This is a genomic window from Streptococcus sp. A11 (assembly GCF_043674225.1).
Lineage (GTDB): Bacteria > Bacillota > Bacilli > Lactobacillales > Streptococcaceae > Streptococcus > Streptococcus suis_V.
This window is the reverse complement of record NZ_JBIMJS010000019.1, coordinates 19,284-38,609: the sequence shown is the minus strand read 5'-3', so window position 1 is coordinate 38,609 and position 19,326 is coordinate 19,284. Positions and strand designations below refer to the sequence as shown.

At 42.6% G+C, this 19,326-nt stretch carries 6 protein-coding genes and 3 pseudogenes; 1 reads left to right on the top strand and 8 read right to left on the bottom strand.

The annotated features are described in order from the left end of the window. Positions 1-9 precede the first annotated feature (9 nt). A complete protein-coding gene (locus tag ACHBIF_RS09880) occupies positions 10-1,173 on the top strand; it encodes a carbohydrate-binding domain-containing protein (RefSeq protein ID WP_394720266.1) in 1,164 nt (387 codons plus the stop codon). Positions 1,174-1,632: 459 nt separating this feature from the next. On the opposite strand, the pseudogene ACHBIF_RS09875 reads toward ACHBIF_RS09880, so the two are convergent. From ACHBIF_RS09875 to lacD, 8 genes and pseudogenes are all read right to left on the bottom strand, one after another. Beyond that, a pseudogene (locus tag ACHBIF_RS09875) lies at positions 1,633-1,863 on the bottom strand (IS5/IS1182 family transposase); the annotation flags it as partial. A gap of 231 nt (positions 1,864-2,094) precedes the next feature. Then, entirely contained in the window at positions 2,095-8,757 is a 6,663-nt protein-coding gene (locus ACHBIF_RS09870) for a MucBP domain-containing protein (protein ID WP_394720250.1), read from the bottom strand. Positions 8,758-9,121: 364 nt separating this feature from the next. After that, a pseudogene (locus tag ACHBIF_RS09865) lies at positions 9,122-9,331 on the bottom strand (IS481 family transposase); the annotation flags it as partial. 461 nt (positions 9,332-9,792) lie between these two features. Next, positions 9,793-16,152: a ZmpA/ZmpB/ZmpC family metallo-endopeptidase gene (locus ACHBIF_RS09860; protein ID WP_394720247.1), complete on the bottom strand. Its 6,360-nt coding sequence runs from the start codon at positions 16,150-16,152 to the stop codon at positions 9,793-9,795. A gap of 113 nt (positions 16,153-16,265) precedes the next feature. Further along, positions 16,266-16,406, bottom strand: a pseudogene (locus ACHBIF_RS09855) (IS30 family transposase); the annotation flags it as partial. Positions 16,407-16,713: 307 nt separating this feature from the next. Further along, positions 16,714-17,055 (bottom strand): metal-sulfur cluster assembly factor, encoded by a 342-nt coding sequence (locus ACHBIF_RS09850; RefSeq protein ID WP_105111524.1) that lies wholly within the window; start codon positions 17,053-17,055, stop codon positions 16,714-16,716. A 76-nt stretch (positions 17,056-17,131) separates the two neighbouring features. Then, positions 17,132-17,581: a pyridoxamine 5'-phosphate oxidase family protein gene (locus tag ACHBIF_RS09845; RefSeq protein ID WP_394720245.1), complete on the bottom strand. Its 450-nt coding sequence runs from the start codon at positions 17,579-17,581 to the stop codon at positions 17,132-17,134. A gap of 681 nt (positions 17,582-18,262) precedes the next feature. Continuing rightward, positions 18,263-19,264: a tagatose-bisphosphate aldolase gene (gene lacD / locus ACHBIF_RS09840; RefSeq protein ID WP_394720243.1), complete on the bottom strand. Its 1,002-nt coding sequence runs from the start codon at positions 19,262-19,264 to the stop codon at positions 18,263-18,265. Positions 19,265-19,326: the final 62 nt, after the last annotated feature.

The following is a 19,326-nucleotide window of genomic DNA, read 5'->3' as shown; positions in this document are numbered from 1 at the left end:
ATCATTATGATGAAAACTAAGACGAAAAAACTACTCACCTCTGGCATTGCCCTCCTCACTATCGCTACGCTAGCCGCTTGTTCTTCTGCCCAAGGACAGACCCAAACCAGCAAGACGATTGCTAACAGCCAAGTAACGACAACCAATTCAAGCACGAGCAACACCGCAAGCACTTCTAGCATTGATTGGTCGTCACTCCCTAGTCAAGAAGTTACCTTGTCTGACGAGGGCTTGACCATCACTGAAGGCGGAACCTATATTCTAAGCGGTTCGACGACAAAAGGTGTAACCATTGACACTCAGGAAAATGTGCGTTTGATTTTGGCCGGAGCTACCATTTCTAGCACAGATACCGCAGCTATCAATGTCCTATCTGCTGATAATCTTGAAATTAACTTGCAAGATGGCACCGAAAATACTGTCTCAGACACTAGCACTCATTCCGATACAGATATTGAAGGGGCTATTCATTCGGAGTCGGATTTAGTTATCACTGGCAATGGTAAACTGACCGTTGAAGGCAATTTCCAAGACGGGATTGTCTCTACCGATGACTTGACCATCGAGGCTGGAAATATTACGGTAACAGCTCAGGATGACGGTATTCGCGGTAAGGATTCATTGACCATCACAGGTGGTAGGATTGACGTGATGGCAGGTGGCGATGGTATCAAGGCGACAAACGACGAGGATACTACGAAAGGAAATACCACTATCACGGGCGGAACCATCACTGTCACAGCAGGTGACGACGGTATCAAAGCTGAATCTGCCTTGACCATTGAAGATGGTTCGATTAAAGTAACTGAGTCAACCGAGGCCTTGGAAGGAACCAATATCACTATCAATGGTGGAACCTTGGATGTTTATGGTTCTGATGACGCCATCAATGCTGCAAGTGATACAGCCAGCGATATCTTCATCAAGGTCACCGGGGGTGATTTGACCGTTGCTGTCGGAAATGGCGATACGGATGCCTTTGATTCCAATGGTGATTTGATCATTTCTGGTGGCACCATTGACATAACTGCACCTACTTCAGCCTTTGACTTTGACGGTTCCGTCTCCTTTACAGGTGGAGATGTCACGGTCAATGGCCAGAAACAAACTGAAATTGTCCAAACCGGCCCCGGCGCAATGGGGGGCGCACCTGGAGGTCGCGGTGGACGGTAATCGAGTAGGGACTAAGACTAGTCCCTCTCACACCACCGTGCGTGCCGTTCGGCACACGGCGGTTCAACTAACTTTTAACGCATGTCGTTTTAGATAATAATCTAGGCAAGAAACCAGTCCACGTTTAGCGAGGACTGGTTTTGATATGGCACGTTTCAGCACCAACCTCTGAGCCACTATTTGATACGACTACCTTTTTGGACTTTGGTGTTCTTTGCCACCTTATCCGCTATATACGCCTTTGTATCACGTTTCTGTTCGTAGTGCTACGATTTCGCTATCCCTTCCTCTGACGGTCTTGGTTTCTAGCGTCAGACTTAAAACGGTCTCTCCCCAGACCGTTTTAATCCACTACCTCACAATAGTCAGGCTTGGGAGTTGCTATTGGGTTCACCGGTAGCGGGTGCCCAACCGTACTTGTCACAGGCAACTTGGGCAGAATAAGCAAATACCTCCTTTGGAACGAATGCCATAAAAACACTGAATCATAGGGATTTTGACCAGCATAACAGGGTCAAGACTAAGACGACCATTGTCAGACGAATAGGCTTCTTCGACTAAGCCGTAGATAAAATCAAAATCGATAACTTTATCAACTTGGCGCTGGAAATGATCTGCAGGCACAAGCTGGTCAAGGGTATAGAAACCGTACTGATTGCAGTTATAGTCAGGTTTTTCTTTGTGTAGCATAGGAGAACCTCACAAGTCCTTTTTATTATATTATACTCCTAAACACGAAGAAAAGCCCTTAGAAAATCAATTCTAAGGACTTTGTCTTCAGTCTGAGAGAACACATGTTCTCTCTTCCTTTTATCTGCCCACAACTAGCGTAGGGACAGCCTATTGGGAAAGCTATGCTTTCCGTTTTCTATTTTCATTCATTACTTGTATAGTGGGAGGACATGTACGAATGAAAACAGATTAGTCTTCGTTACGACGACGTTTACCTGCAAGCGCAAGTGCTGCAACTAGCATACCTGCACCAAGAATTGCTGCCGCAGATGAAGAAGTTTCACCCGTGTTTGGCAATTGAGCTGCTCCTGGTGTTGCTGGTGTTGCCGGTGTAACTGGGGTTACAGGTTTACCTGGCACATCCGGAGTCACTGGTGGTGTAACTGGCTTACCTGGTTCTGTAGGCCTTACAGGCGGTGTCACTGGCTTACCTGGTTCTGTAGGTCTTACAGGCGGTGTAACTGGTGTTACAGGCACATAAGGGATTGGAGTGTCAACACCTGGCGTTGTTGGAACTGGTGGAACATATCCTTTCTTAGGATCTGTTGGATCAACTGGTTTCAATGGCTCGTTGGTCTTAGGATCCACTGGCACATAACCTGGTACATGAGGGATTGATGGAACTCCTCCACCTGGGTAAGGTGATGTTGGATCGATTGGCTTATCTGGGTTCGTTGGGTCGAATGGATAAGGGATCACTGGGTTAACTGGAGTTGGATTCTCTGGTGTAGCAGGAATTTCAGGGATCCAGTTAGCGACTTTCTTGTACACATAAGTGATTTCAGTTGTCTTACCACCTTCAACAGTACCTGTTTCAGAACCAATTGTCTTAGATGGAATCAAGACATAACGTGAACCATCTTCGCCAATAATCTCAGTTGGTTTGTTATCTGTTGTGTCATAAGGCTTACCAGCTGGAACATTCGTTGAATCTTGAACTGGATCCTTGATAACTTTACCATTTTCATCCACATAGTTCACCACAACGTTACCATTTTGAACATAAGGGATTGGTGTGTCGATACCTGACTCGTCTGGAGTTGGTGGCACATAGCCCTTGCTTGGATCTGTTGGATCAACTGGTTTCAATGGTTCGTTGGTCTTCGGATCTATTGGTGTGTAGCCTGGAACATGTGGAATTGATGGAACTTCACCGTCTGGGTAAGGTGTTGTTGGATCAATTGGCTTATCTGGATTCTCAGGATCGAATGGATATGGAACTTTTGGTTCTTCTCCTGCTGGTACACCTGGAATTTGTGGAATCCAGGTAGCGACTTTCTTATACACATAAGTGATCTCAGTTGTCTTACCACCTTCAACTGTACCTGTTTCAGAACCAATTGTCTTAGATGGGATCAAGACATAACGTGAACCATCTTCTGTAACAATCTCAGTTGGTTTGTTATCTGTTGTGTCATAAGACTTGCCTGCTGGAGCATCTGTTTCGTCTTTAACAGGTTTCTTAATTTCTGTACCATCTTCAGTCACATAGTTCACCACAACGTTACCATTTTGAACATAAGGGATTGGTGTGTCGATACCTGACTCGTCTGGAGTTGGTGGCACATAGCCCTTGCTTGGATCTGTTGGATCAACTGGTTTCAATGGTTCGTTGGTCTTCGGATCTATTGGTGTGTAGCCTGGAACATGTGGAATTGATGGAACTTCACCGTCTGGGTAAGGTGTTGTTGGATCAATTGGCTTATCTGGATTCTCAGGATCGAATGGATATGGAACTTTTGGTTCTTCTCCTGCTGGTACACCTGGAATTTGTGGAATCCAGGTAGCGACTTTCTTATACACATAAGTGATCTCAGTTGTCTTACCACCTTCAACTGTACCTGTTTCAGAACCAACTGTCTTAGATGGGATCAAGACATAACGTGAACCATCTTCTGTAACAATCTCAGTTGGTTTGTTATCTGTTGTATTGTAATCAGAACCTGGTTTAGCGTCTGTTTCATCGTTTACAGGTGCCTTGATAACTGTACCATCTTCTGTAATGTAGTTAACAACAACGTTACCAGCTTTTTCATACACATAAGTAACTTCTGTTGTACCTTCTACAACCTTACCTGTTTCGTTTGAGCCAGCCTGAACTTCTTTGTAGTAGTATACATCACCAGTCGCATCTTCAACAATTTTCTCTGGTTTGTTGTCAGTTGTATCGTAAGCTGTACCTGTTGAAGTTGTCTTTGTATCTACTACTTGGGTAGCAATTACTTTACCATCAGTATTTACGTAGTTAACAACAACATCACCTTTGACTTCTTCGTAGACATAAGTGACTTCTGTTACGCCTGGAACAACTTCACCTTTTTCAGTTCCCTGAGTCATTTTAGGAACCAACTTGAATGTGCGACCATCTTTAGTTGTGATTGTTTCTGGTTTCACATCTGTTGTATCGTACTCTGTACCTGTTGAAGATTCTGGTGTATCTACTACTTGTGCTTGTAATTCTTCACCTGTTGTTGAGATGTAATTTACAACAACTGAACCTTTTACTTCTTTGTAGACATAAGTAACTTCTGTTGTCTTACCAGCTTCAACCGTACCTTCTTCAATACCGATTGTTGCTGCTGGGATCAACTCGTAAGTCTTACCATCTTCTGCTGTGATAGTAGTTGGTTTGTTATCTGTTGTGTTGTATTCAGAACCTGGAGCTGCATTTGTTTCATCCTTCACAGGATCTTTGATAACTGCGCCATCTTCAGTGATGTAGTTAACAACTACGTTACCAGCTTTTTCGTAAACATACTGAACAGTTGTAGTCGTTTCTGCTACTTTACCAGTTGTTGGTGCAGAAGTGTCTTTTACTTCTTTGTAGTAGTAAACAGTGCCGTCCGCTGCTGTGATTGTTTCTGGACGATTGTCTTCATCTGTGTTGTAGACTGTGCCGACAGACTTGTCATCTTCATCGACAACAGTTGCTGCAATCACTTCACCAGCTGTGTTGTAGTATTCTACAACGACGTCAGACTTAACTTCTTCGTAGATGTAAGTTACTTCGATAGTCTTACCAGCTTCAACATCACCAGTTTCGTTACCGATTGTTTCTGCTGGAACAAGTTTGTAGACTTTGCCATCAGTTGTTGTGATTGTTTCTGGCTTGTTATCTGTTGTGCTGTACTCAGTACCTGGCTTAGCGTTCGTTTCATCATTTACTGGATCTTTGATAACTGTACCATCTGCCAATGTGTAGTTAACAACAACGTTACCAGCTTTTTGGTAAACGTAAGTGACTTCTGTTGTACCTTCTACAACCTTACCAGTTTCAGGAGCTGAACCTGCTTGTACTTCATCTTGTGGCAAGATGTAGTAAACTGTACCATCTTCTGCTGTAATCTTAGCTGGTTTGTGATCAGTTGTGTCATAGGCTGTACCTGTGTCAGATACTTTAGTATCTGTCACATCTTTAGCGATTGGGTTGCCTTCTGTATCTACATAGTGAACAACAACATCACCTTGTAACAATTCGTACACATAGGTTACTTCTGTCGTACCTTCTACAACCTTACCAGTTTCATTACCTTGAGTCGCTGCTGGAACAAGTTGATAAACTTTACCATCTGCTGTTGTGATAGTGTTAGGTTTAAGGTCTGTTGTATCGTAAGCAGTACCTGCTTTAGTGTAGGCAGTATCTGTCACAGTGCTATCTGTTTCAGTACCTGCATCTGTTGTACCTGAGATTGGGTTACCATTTTCATCGACGTAATGAACGATAACATCGCCACCTTTTTGGTAAACGTAAGTAATCTCTTTAGTAGTTCCAGATTCAACCGTACCAGTTGTAGTATCAACACCTGTTGCAGTACCATTACCAGCTGCAGTCAAGTTATTATCGTCTGAAACTGTACCAACAGAGTAGTCGCCAGCTGGTGCTAGATAGTAAACAGTTCCATCAGCTGCAGTGATGGTTTCTGGCTTGTTGTCAGAAGTATCATAGTCTGAACCTGGTTGACCATTTGTTACATCAGCTACTGGAGCTTGAAGTGGGTTACCATCTGTATCAACATAATTAACGTTGACTGAGCCAGCTTTTTCGTAAACATAAGTCAATTGCTTAACAGTATCTGTTTTAATCGTTCCAGTTTCTGCATCAATTTTCTCATTTGCACGATAGTCTGTATCTGTTGTATCGTTTACAACTGGGTGAAGGTTTGCAGCAGTGGTATCAATTTCTTTATAGTAGTAAACTGTACCGTCAGCAGCAGTGATACTTTCGTAACGAACTGATGTTGTATCGTAAGCTGAATCTGTATCGCCATGACCTACAACAACATTCTTATCAGCAACTGTAGAACCATCTGCAGCTGTGAAGTCTGTCAATACTGTACCATCTTCAGTGATGTAGTAAACTTCTACGCCACCTTTTTCAGTGTACCAGTAACGTACGTGTTGTTCGTTCTTAGTGTTAGCATTACGTAAGGTTTGCTCAAGACCACCGACATCCCAACGTGTATCTGTTTCACTATCTGTCAAACGAGTCTCAGTTGTTGACGTGTGATAGTTATAACCGAAGTAAAGGACACCTTCTGGATGCTCTGTTGCTGAAAGCGGACCTGTCGAAATGGTAATTCCATCAACTCCCGTTTTCCCATCTTGATAGATTCCAGGTACAAACTCATTATTTGGCTTCGAATAGTCCCAAATGATAGGTGTAAGCACATTACCATCTGCATCTACATAGTTGCCATCAGCATCTGTTTTGTAGATTTTGTTGTAATTAACAGTGTAAATCGTACCATCCTTACCAGTTACCATGGTATCTGTGGTGCTTGCAACTGAAATAGTTGCACCAGAAGTAGTCTTGATTGTTGTCTTATCATCACTCAAAGTACCAAGTACATCACCATTGGCATCTAAGACTTGAATCTCAGTGCTTTCAAGAACTAACTTATCTGCTTCATAAAACTTAGAAGAGAACGTTCCTTCTTTTGAGTTATAACCTTGAGGGGCGATAACTTCTGTTGTGAACATCAACTTGAAATACTCAGGGAAGTCTGAGATAGTTGCATTGTTCATATTATTCTTATAGAAAGTTGCCCAATCTGGATTGTTTGGATCCAACATGTAGGTTTGGATTTGAATAGAACCATCTACATCCGTGATTGTAATCATACGTGCTTCATTCCAGTTACCACGAAGGACAACGTACTGTGTACCAACCACATAGTCAGAAGCTAATGTACCGGAAGTTACTGTAGGAAGTTCTGACTCAATCAATTCATAGTTATCAAAGTCGATAGCACCTGCGATATGGAAGGCATCACCAGTCAAACCACCTGTTTGAGTGTGTTTTGCCAACAATTCACGAACGCGACCAGTTGCTGCATTTTCTTTAACAAAGTAAGAAGTCGTTTGAGTAGTTGAACCTGCTACAAGGAATGTTGTTTCTGTAAATGGAATACCTACACGACTTGATTCCAATTTACTGTAAACAATGGCATTTCGGTTATTACCATTACTATTGCTCAAAGCAATGTTTCTGGTAGTTCCACCATTAGCAGTTTGAACAGTGTAAGTAAATCCATAAGTAACTGGGCGTGCAGCAGTTTCAAGAACTTTCAACTCATCAAAGTTATTTTTTTCTCCTGGTTTCAACTCAATAGTGTTAACAACCGTACTTCCGCTATCAGTTTTCTCAACTAATTTTGCATAAACTACATCATTCGCTTCACGTTCAACCTTATCGGTTGAAACTGAGAAAGTGATATAGTAGTTTTTACCAGCCCAGTCATTGAACCCTTGATCATCACCTGCTACTGTATCCAGATTAAGTATCAAGAAGGTATCGCGATTAGCATCTTGATCGGCAATATAACCATCAGGGATATTCTTATTTCCTTCTGTGATTGCTGCTTCTTGGTCTGCTACCGGAAGACCTGAGTTTGCAGCTTTCACAGGATCTGGGATGTCCCACACACCATCTTGTGCATAGTAGACAGAATTTGCGTTTGAAGTATCAATAGTTGTGGTGCCATCAGTAGATGTTGTCGTATCCAACAATGCTACAATATCACCATTGACAAAGTACTTACGCAATTCCAAGGCCAAGGCTTCAACGTTTGTGCGAACTGCGTCGATTTGAGCGTTTACTTGTACAAGAGTTGCTACTGAGTCTTTCAAGACTGTAGTAGCTTCAGTTGCAGCCAATTTCGTTGCATCTGCAGCTGCTTTCAAAGACTCATTGCCTTCTGGTGCAGCAGTATAAAGTCGGTTAGCTTCTTCTGACAAGACAACCGCTTCAGAAATGTTTTGCTCAAGGACAACTTTCGCTTCTTCAGCAGTCACAGCTGCTGCTACTTCTGTAGCGTCAGCTGGTGTTTCAGTTGCAGCTTCAGTTGTCGTTGCAGGTGCTGCTGTTGCTGGAGCTACTTCTTCAGCTTTTTTAACCAATTGAACGGTAACAAGATTTTCAGCGCCCTCGGTAACAACTTGAGTTACAGTTGTCGCTTGACCTTGCGCCAACTCATAGCCGGCCGGTACTTCGACTGCTACTTCAACGCTAGTTGATGCAACTGCTTCTGTCGTCGTAACGGTAGCTGTTTTCACACCAGCGTTGACAAGTGTGCCATCTTCCAAGACATAATTAACCACGTAATCGACGGTTGCTGTCCGCTCAGCTGGCGTAACAGTTTCCGTCGTAAGTGCTGGTGTCGTGTCGGTTGTCGCTGGGCTTTGAATGCTACTTGTGACAGTAGTGTCAGCAACAAGCTCTTCTGCTTGTACAGCTTGAGCGCCAGTTGCCAATGTCAAACCTAGCAAAACACTCGCCGCACCGAAATGATAAGTACGAATTGAGAAACGTTGTCTCGCTCCATACCAGTCGAATGATTTCTTGCGTTTCATTATGAAATGCCCTCCAAATTTTCTATGAAACAATGAATTAAGCTACTGTTTCAAATGCTGTAATTATATCCTATTCCTCCTTAAAAAGCAAGGAGAATACTCCAATACACACTCGAATTTACCTAATTTTTTCATATAACATCCAACTTGTTGTTAAAAAAAGGTTACACACTTATTTAATATAGTGACTGCTCTTCACCAAACAAAATGGTAATCGAAGCAAGAAATGTTACTAATTACCACGGCACCATTGTCAATGAAGCGAGGCTTAAAATGCCATTTTCAAGCAATCTAAATATTCAGCTATATTACTAGTAGAAATTTTCTGATAGCGATAAAAGATACCTAGACTAAAGTCTGAATGGGGGAGTCGATTGGAGCAGTAAAGAAAGCACTGAATCTGCTTGATAGAATCATCATAGGAATAGAAGGTTACATGCTGATAGAAGCGGCGTTTGTCATCTCGATGTCTGTGTTCAGCATTGCCATTATGTTTCTGATTCTGAGGTCGAATGATTCTGTGCTCAATGCCAAGCTTCTAACAGAGTACATCTAGCAGTTGAACTTGTGATGAACGTGTACAGGTCATATATATATCAAAAAAGAGAGAACGCTTGTGTCTATCCCCAGATAAAATGAATAGTTAAAAATGTTTGTACTTTAAAAAGCATGCTTCCCTAAATTCTAAGGGAGTCATACCTTTATCGAAACCTCAAAAAGTAATGGTGTGATTTTGGTATGAATTTTGCTAAAAAATCAATAGAGTAGGGACTAAGACTAGTCCCTCTCACACCACCGTGCGTGCCGTTCGGCACACGGCGGTTCAACTAACTTTTAACGCATGTCGTTTGAGATGATAGTCTAGGCAAGAAATGATTGAATAGATACCTTGTTATGGGACGGTTACGATAGTCAGGCTTGAGAGTCGCTATTGGGTTCATCGGTAGCGGGTGCCCGCAGAGGACTTTCAACTCAGATGTACGACATGCCCGTCGTACTAAAAAACAAGTTGGCACAAGTCCAACTTGTTTATGCTTATGGGTTAAAAATCGACGTCCTGAAGTCATCCGTTGTGTTCATCAGAGCCTGATATACTTTTACCTTAAGAGCATGCACACGGCTGAGGTTGGCATAATTGGTTGAATAGAAAATTCGTCCATTTGTGTCAGCTTCCATTGCTTCTTCCATCAAAGCTTGGAGTTGGGCATAGGTCGTTACTGTTACTTCTTTTGTAGAGTTAGCAACACCTAATTCATACTGCATGGTAAATGGCTTGAGTTTTCCTGCCTCTGCTTTTTCAACACGCTCAGCAAACATGGCTTTCTTGAATTCTTCCCATGTTGCATATTGACCCTTAAAGACTTGGTTCAAGACGTGCGTATCAGTAATCAGACCTGTATCTTTCTTGTTCCAAGTATCGTAAATGGTTGAGCCTTGGCTCATAGCATAGTCAGATAATTGACCAGATGCATAAGGGATAAAGCCTTCTGTATAGCCCTTGGCTGCAATCAATTCAAAGGCCATACGGCGGAACATAATATCTCCCGGTGAACCATAAGGGTTAGAAAGTGCAGAATAGTTGGCTGCAAACATTGGCACACTGTGGTAACCATTACGAGACCATTCTTTGGTCAAGGTTTTGGCACCACCAGAAGGTCCGAAATATTGACGGTAATCAATGATACTGTTATCAATCAAATCCTCGAAAGTTTTCAAGGAAGCTACTTCTGCATCGGTCAGCTCACGTGCATTATTTCCAGCATGCGTATTAACACCGTTTGTTTGAACGTAGTAGTTTTCAATCTTACGGAGCCAATCTTTCTTCAGATCGTCAGATTTTCCAAGAATAGCCATACCTTCCAAATAATCCAACAAGTAAAGCACATCAAACTGATTGTGGAAATACTGATTAAAATCCGCTTCATTGCTAAATCGTTCCACCGGATCAGCCACATGGACACGGTTGGCTACATCATCCGTGAAGAAGGCATTGAAACCAAGGATCATCTTATCAAGAGAAGAAACGTTTTGCAACAAGCCATCTGCATATACTTCCATTCCCTGACCGATACGACGACCATAGCCATGGAGATAAGTAGAGCCATCCTGATTGTGGACCATTTCATGACTATACAAAGTGGTTCCATAATCACCGATCATATCATAGGTGATATAGTAAGTTTCCTTACCATCTGCATAGGCAGTCTTAATTGATGAGTGTTCACGATACCACTTGTTGATCGGACCATAGAAATCTTGAATAGCATCGACTTCTGCGGTCAGATTACGGTAAGCCCTCTTACCGTCAGGACCGAACATCATATAGCCTTCATTGTTAAGAAGACTACCAAAGAGTTTGTCACGGTTGGTCTCGTCAAGAATCTTATACCAGAAATCGGCATTGTCACGTTGGCGTTGGGCTGCCAAATCAACCATTTGACGTACCTTATCACGGTTTTCAGTTGTTGAATAATCTTCAACATAATGTTCATACGAACCAATTGCCATGGTATTCAGATTACTAATGATGAAAATGTCTTCCTGTGGCAGGGTCAAGAGTGGCAGGAGCATTTGACGGTAAGCCCAGTTTGGATTCGTAATACGGTCATAAACTGCGAGAGCATACTTGCTGTGTTTTTCTGCAGCATCTTGCTTGGCTGCTGCTTCTGCTACCTGCGACTTACTTTCAACGATATAGGCTTTTGTTGTTTGCTTAAACCATTCATTGTCTGTCAAGTTTGGCAAGAAAAGTTTACGGTAGGACTCAACCAGGTCAAAGACAGAAGCCTTAGCAGTTTGTTTTGCCATGGCAGACACGTAGGTCGTCACGTTATTGTGCGCACGAAGAACATCATAGCCACCATTACCAATTGCCAAAATCATATCAAGGGCAGATGCTGCATCATTTCCGAAGAAGTCAGGCTCGAAAATGGTTAATTCCTTGGTATTCACAGTTCCGTAGTTGATGTCATACCAGCGGTTCAAGTAAGTCAAACCTAGAAGAAAGGCTTCTTTATTATTAAGAATTTTTTCCTTGATATAGGTCTCTGAAGCCTGGCCTTGTCCATTGAGACTGGCAACTAACAATTTACGAACATTGCTTTCTAGGTTGGCCATAACTTTTTCATAGCTGTCTGCAAAATAGAAATCTTTAATGGTTCCTGTTTGAGTATTGGCATCCAATGTTGTTGGATAGCCGATTACTTTCTTCATGGCTTCAGAATCTAGGGTGACAGCAGACAGATTGCTTACCAAGTCGGTAACAAGGGCGCTTCTATCATTCAAGAAGGACTCTGGCGTGTAAATCAAGTCTGTTCCTGAAATGGTATACTCCACTACATGGTTGTTCTTGAAATCTTCTTTATAGGAAACCGCCTTGTAGTCAACGGTACCATCCGCATAATGAAGCATGATTTTGTTGATGTTTGTCTTATCAGTATAAGCATCCATCACAAAGGCATCGTCCTTCATCGGAACAACATCCAAGAGGCGAACGGTATTGAGCTTATCATCGACTGCAATCTTGTTTCCATAGTATACAAGGAGTTCCTTGTTGTAGAATGGAAGGATTTTCTCCATGTTGTAGTAGGCGATTTCATGGTCAGCCTGAGCCTTATCCACGGTTAGATAATCTACTGAATATTGATTGAGATTAAGCGAAACAGAATCATCAATTGTCGCTTGAATAGCCATTACTTCTACTTTGGCTTGTGCATCTTCATCAGAGATAACAGTAACATTGGTCAAATTATCAGTTGTTGTAGTGAAACCGTCTTTAATCTTTCCAGTTGGATTTGCTGGTTGACCGATAATGCTTGTCGTACCAGCCATATCGCTGATAACATTATTAACGTTACCACTATGTGGAGCGTAAGGACCAGTTACTTGGTTGGCACCGGCAATACCGCCGACAATACCACCTGTTTCTGTCGTCACTATAGAGCCCGTTGCGTATGCATTATAGACACTTCCTGGTACATCGTAGACAAGCATGGTACGTCCGACAATACCACCAGCTACTTGGTTTTCTGTACCTGGGAGAGTAATAGTTGCATCAACCTTGGCATTTCCAACACTTGCCATTGTACCGTTACCCAAGATACCACCAGTTAGACTTGCATCGGTTCCAGTTACTTCGATACTACCCTTGAAGGATACATCCTTGATAGTCGTATTGGTTGCTGAATGAACTAAACCTGATACGTTTTGTGGACCTTTGATAGATGCTTCTACTGCTACGTTCATGATAGTTGCATCGTTGGCATTAATCGCAATTGTAGCAAGCGGGTTCTTAGACGTTGTATTTAGACTTGCATTCTTGATGTCCAAGTTTTGAACTTTACCGTTGAAGTTAAAGAACAATGGGGCTTTCAAGTTGCTGATTGAGAAGGCGTAGCCGTCATTTACTCCATCCAAAGTACCGCTAAATCCAGTCACATAAGATGGAATATCTCCAACAGGGACTTCACTTGCGTCCAAATGCGCACCTAGTTTGAAAGTACCACTTGGATTTGCCTTCATAGCGTCAATCAAAGCTTTGAAGGATGTGTAGGTATTTGCATCAGTTGCCATCTTAGGAATGTAGAATTCACGATTGGCAACGTATTGGGCATCCTTGTCCTGTACCAATTCATCAAAGGATGAAACTAGTTTGAAGACTGCCTTGCCATTCAAGGTAGTTTCTTCAATACTTGACACAGGTAGGTATACTTCCTTGAAGCGGTCTGAAGTCACCTTGATAAACAATTCATCAGTGGATGCTGGCAGTTCTTCCAAGAATTCTTGACCGATGTAGCTACCATTCTTACGACGGTAAACAGTCACCACATCAATATCCTTGATTTCAATCTTTTTGTAGACCAGATCAAATTTGCGCATACTTTCAAGAATAGCTTCTTGTTCGGAACTTTGTTCCTGCTCTGCCATTGTGTAGAAAATCTTAGTCTTAACAGTGTAATCTGTGTAGAAATCAAGATTTTCAAGTGTCAACTGACCATTTGGATCCGTAATTGCCTGTTCCTGTACCAAGGCACCTGTATTATCATAGAGGAGGGCAACAGCTCTGAGGAAATTAGATGTTTCATCTGTTAACTTGTAGCTAATTGTCGCTGACTTGGCATCATCATTTTCCACCAAGTCTGTGATAATCACTTGTGGGACTTTCTCAACTTTTGTACCACGCGCAATGACTTGCTTGACTGGTTGCTTGGTAATTTCTTCTGTTACAGTAGGATTTTCCTGACGAACGCCCTTAATAGTCTGGTAAGTTGTTGTAACTGTCTTAGAGCCATTTACACCTACCGTTACAACTTTGGTCTTACCTTCTAGCAGTGTCGGGTCGTCAACATACTCTGTTTCAAAGGTAATTTCAACTTGATTAGTTTCGGTTTCCGTACCCTCTATTGGTTTTGTTCCTTTGAGAACCTCTTTCGTTATTGGCTCTTCAAGGACTTTCTCAGTCACTGTTGGGTTTGGTTGACGGACTCCGTTGATTGTCTGATAAGTAGTGGTAACTTCCTTATCTCCATTTTTCCCCTCAACTACTACTTGCTCCTCATCTGTATAAAAATCCGCTGTTTCTGTTGTCTTGGTTTCAAATGGAATTTCTACCGTCTCTGTAACAGTCTCTGTGCGTTCAACTGGAGTTGGGGTAGCCGTTTTCGTACCACGTGCAACTACTTGAGTCACAGGCTGAGTGGTCACAGTTTCAGTCACTGTTGGATTTTCTTGACGAACGCCATTTACAAGAGTGTAGGTTGTTGTAACAGTAGCAAGTCCATTTTGACCAGCCGTAATAATTTTTTCTTCACCAACTGGAAGGGTCGCATCGTCTTGGTAGCTAATTTCAAATGGAATGACTTTTGTAGCTGATTCCGTCTCAGTTGTGACTGTATCAGCTTTCTTTGTACCAATGCGAACAATTTCAGTTACTGGTGAGCTTGTCACCGAGCTTGAAACCTGCTCAGACTTGATCAAGACACCGTCAGCATAGTAATTCTTGGTAATTGTCATCCAAACACCGGCTTGCCCAACTTGATCCACATTTCGAGTTCCCTCAGCCAGAGTAGCATCATAGATAATTTGACTGTCAAAAGGAATGGACTCGGTGTTGGTCGTCGTATCTTCTGTCAAGGCAACTTCTGGTAGTTCATGCGTCGGAGCTGTATCTGGAAGAGCAGTAATTGGTTTTGTACCAATTTTTACGATTTGATTAACAGGAGCTTGGCTAACCGCTTCGGACACAGCCTCAGACTTCACCAAGACATCACCGATAAATGTTTGCTTGGTTTCAATTGTCTTTTGACCTGCTTGTCCAGACTGCACAGTCAATCTAGTCCCATCTGGAAGAGTATCATCATAGACTTCCTCAGTTTCAAAGGCAATCGATTCTGTATGCGAAACAACTTTCTCTGTAACTTCCAAGGCTGGATTTTCGTGCGTTGGTGCTGTATCTGGAAGACCAGTTACGATAGATTCTTCAGCCTTCTTTGTCCCAATTTCAATAATTTTTGGAGTAGCAGTTTTGGTAATTTCGGATGAAACTTCCTCTTCCTTCAGAACCTGACCGTCTACAAGTGTTTGCTTGATGGTAATGGTCCGCTCGCCATTTTGACCTTCTTGAACAATTTTTTCTGTCCCCTCGGCCAAGGCTGGATTTTCAACCGTTTGAGTCTCAAAGGCTACGATTTCCATCTTTGTGATAGTCTTCTCAGTAATATCAGCTGCTGGTAGCTCATGACTTGGAGCAGTATTTGAAACTTCGGTTACGATTTCTTGGTTCCCATTATCAGCTGGTTTCTCCTCCTCTGCTGGAAGCCCTTCTACCGCCTTGCTATCTTTAAAATAGCCCACATAAACATAGCCTTCAATCTCAGCTGGCGCTGGCAAGGCCTGACCTGCAGAACGTTCCACCGCATGGTTGAATTGAGCCAGAATATGGCTAGTTAATGCTGAACCTGTCGGTGCCAAGAAACTTGCACCCGTTGCGGCAAGAATGATTACTCCCGCAAATTCTTTCTTCCCTTTTTTGCCTAATTTTACAGCAATAATCAGGAGAGATAGACCTGCAACAACCATCGCACTATTTTCCAAGACACCTGTTTCAGGTAAGATTTTTGAATCAGAACCTGTAGACACTACAGGACGATAAACCAAATAGTAGGTAGAATCCGTTTCTTGTGCCAAACCTGGCAAGTCGCGAATAATCAATTCTTTTTCCGCATCAGTCAACTCTTCTTCGGTCACATAGGTGTAATTGATAGACTGCGCACTGACTGAAGGGGCAGTAGCAATAGAAGTCACAAAAAATAGACTTGCTAGGGTTGCAGAAACAAGTCCAATGGATAATTTACGGAAAGCAAATCGTTCTCGCTTTTCATTAAAAATGTTTTTCATATTTTCTCCAATAATCGCTAATTATACATACAATTATATCGTCTCATAATGGTTCGTACAAATTTTTTGTTTATTTCTTTTTCATCTTTAGGACGGCAAATTTCAATTCCGAGTTAGCCACCTATAAGAAATTCTCTCGGTGACTTGTAGCCCAAACATTTTTTGGGATAGTTATTGATCCAATTTTCGATAAAAGCGACTTCTTTCGGGGTCGTTTTTGTGGTTCCTTTCGGCAACCACCGTCGGATAAGCCTACGACTACCTTTTTGGACTTTGGTGTTCTTTGCCACCTTATCCGCTATATACGACTTTGTATCACGTTTCTGTTCGTAGTGCCACGATTTCGCTATCCCTTCATCTGACGGTCTTGGTTTCTAGCGTCAGATTTAAAACGGTCTCTCCCCAGTCCATTTTAATCCGCTACCTCACGATAGTCAGGCTTGGGAGTCGTTATTGTGTTCACCGGTAGCGGGTGCCCGCAGAGGACTTTCACCTCAGATGTACGACATGCCCGTCGTATTAAAGAAAAGTTGAAGACACTCCATCTTCAACTTTTTTCCTTTATCTTGGACTAATCCCCAGTGTAATGCGTCCCAAACGGCTGATACGGGTCATTTTCCAGGCCGGCGACCATACGATTTCCACCTGGGCATCTTCGATTCCGTCAATGGTTTTTAGGGCCGCAATCAATTCACCCGGCATGGTATCTGCACAGGAGCAACCTGCATCCGTGAAGGTCATGATGACCTTGCATAGACCAGCCTCATCCACAGTGATTTCATAGACCAAACCAAGATTGTAGATATCCAATTCAATTTCTGGATCATAAATGGTTTCCAAAACAGCAATTAGCTGCTCAGACAGCACCTCGGCTCTCTCGTTGAGTTTAATATCCTCTCTCACAAGTCTTCCCCCATTGTTTAGATAATATAATTGTTATTCTATCACAATTTGAAGAAATCTACACCTCTTGGCTAGTTTACAAGGTCCGAATGGTGCCAGATGCACCCTTACCAATTGAAAAGACATACTTATGTCCCTGGGTCAAACTATGGTAAAAGCCTTTCCCCTCATACAATTGAAAGACCTGCATGTCATTGCTATCCTCATCCTTGTAAACATGCTGGTAATAAGGATTGTCCGCAAAAATAGTCTTCAAATAATCATTTTCCACTGGACGAACCAAGCCTTCAATCCGCACGACCTGAAGCAGATAACCATCTTCTGACATGGCTGTCATAGCGATACGCGGATCCCCCATTAATTGCTTATAAAAATGAGTTTCGGGACTGGTCATGAAGAAAATCCCCTCCTCAGTGGCCGCTGTGATATGAATGTGACGGGCATGCGGATTTCCATCTTGATCCAAGCTCGCAAAAACCCCCAACTTCATCTCTTCCAACAATTGCATGACTTCTTTTAGTTCCATGATGACACCTCTTGAAAACGGATTCTATACCTTGATTATAGCAAAAAACAGATTTATTGTTAAGCCTAACTTAGTGATCTTATCGAGATTTTTAGAGCTTTCAACCACTTAAAAAGGGAGTGAGCTCAACTCGACAAAGCTAAAAAGAGTTCGTCAACAAGTCTTTATTTCTTGTTGTTGACCTAAAACGGTCTATCCCCAGACCGTTATAGCCCACCCGGCACAGCTCCAACAGTCGGAGTAGTGACTGTTGGAGGTTGGAGATAAGGAGGCTGGGCAAAAAGTCCAGCCTCACTTCTCAGAGTTCGTGTCAACATCTCAGCGCAGTGGTTGATTGGCAGATTTGTTCGTATTTCATACTCCAAATCTGACCTAATCAACTGTGCGGGGGTGAGAAGACGAACTCTTTTTTGACCAATTGAGTTCTTTCTCACTCCCATCAGAAAGGTTTGGGAAACCTTTGGAGGTTGGAAATTGAACGAACGGAGTTCGTATCATTCGTTAGGACAGGTTTGGAGCGTTAAACGCGAAGTGCTGAGGATCGTTTCACAATCCCAATTTCCCACCTTTCTCAGTTCCCCAAACTGTGAAAGCCAATCAACCCTGCGCTAAGATGTTAACACGAACTAAAACTAAAGAAAGCGAGCCTAGGCTTGAACCTAGGCTCTTAGTAATTCACGATTATTTCACTTCTACTTTTTCTGTCCAGGGACGGGCTGTTGTGGCTAGAACTCCATTGAGTTCTTCCACGTTACGACGACCTTGGTCTGCCAACCATGCCTTAGCAGCCTCTTCACCTTCTTTGGCAAAGATTGCCACAGCATCTTTCCAAGTTGCACGTCCGCAGAGAACACCGTTGAAGTCTGAACCTGCCTCTTTGGCAAAAACAAGCGTTTCTTGGAAGAGTTTTGCAGATACACCCGCACTGAGGTAGATATATGGTAAATGCGTGCTTTCAGACTGCTCTTTGAAGTAGGCTTTTGCTTCTTCTGCAGTGTAGACTGGCTCTTCTGTTGTGTAGCCTTCCACAAAGTTCATGTTGACAGGTACTTCCACCTTGAGAACGTCAGCGTTATAGCGTGCCTTGCTGAATTCACGCATAGCGCCGTTGACCTTGTGCGGTTTGAGGGCTGCGTATTCGCGAGAAGTCACATCCATGTCGCTAGCATCGTAAGTCAAGATTTCAACGAAGTAAGGAATATCTTCTGCGATACACTCGCTACCAATGCGTTCTACCCAAGCATGCTTGATATCATTGATTTCTGGCTTGTCATCTACATCATAGTAAAGCAAGATTTTTACGGCATCTGCACCCAATTCCTTGATCCGTTTTGCTGACCAGTTTGGCAATAAATCTGGTAAACGACCCGGAGTTGAGGCATCATAACCAGTTTTTTCATAGGCAGCGATAAAGCCACAGTCCGCATGGCGCAATTCTGACGCAGGTACACCATATTCTGCATCCAAAAGGATAGAGCTGGCATAAGGTGTCAGGTCACTTGAAATCACTTTTTTGAAATCAATCAAAATATCGTCACCGAATTCACCACCACCAGCAGCTGCCGCCAAAAGGCGTTTCAAAGCACCGCGTTGGTCAATAGCAAGAGCCGCAATGACTTGATTACTGTTTGACAAACGTGTCATGTGATCAAACTTAGCTTGCGAAAGTTGTAGTTTTGTCATTAGAATCCTCCTTAGGAAAATGAGATAAACAAAGTTAAGTAGGCCAGCCTAGTGCCTAACAA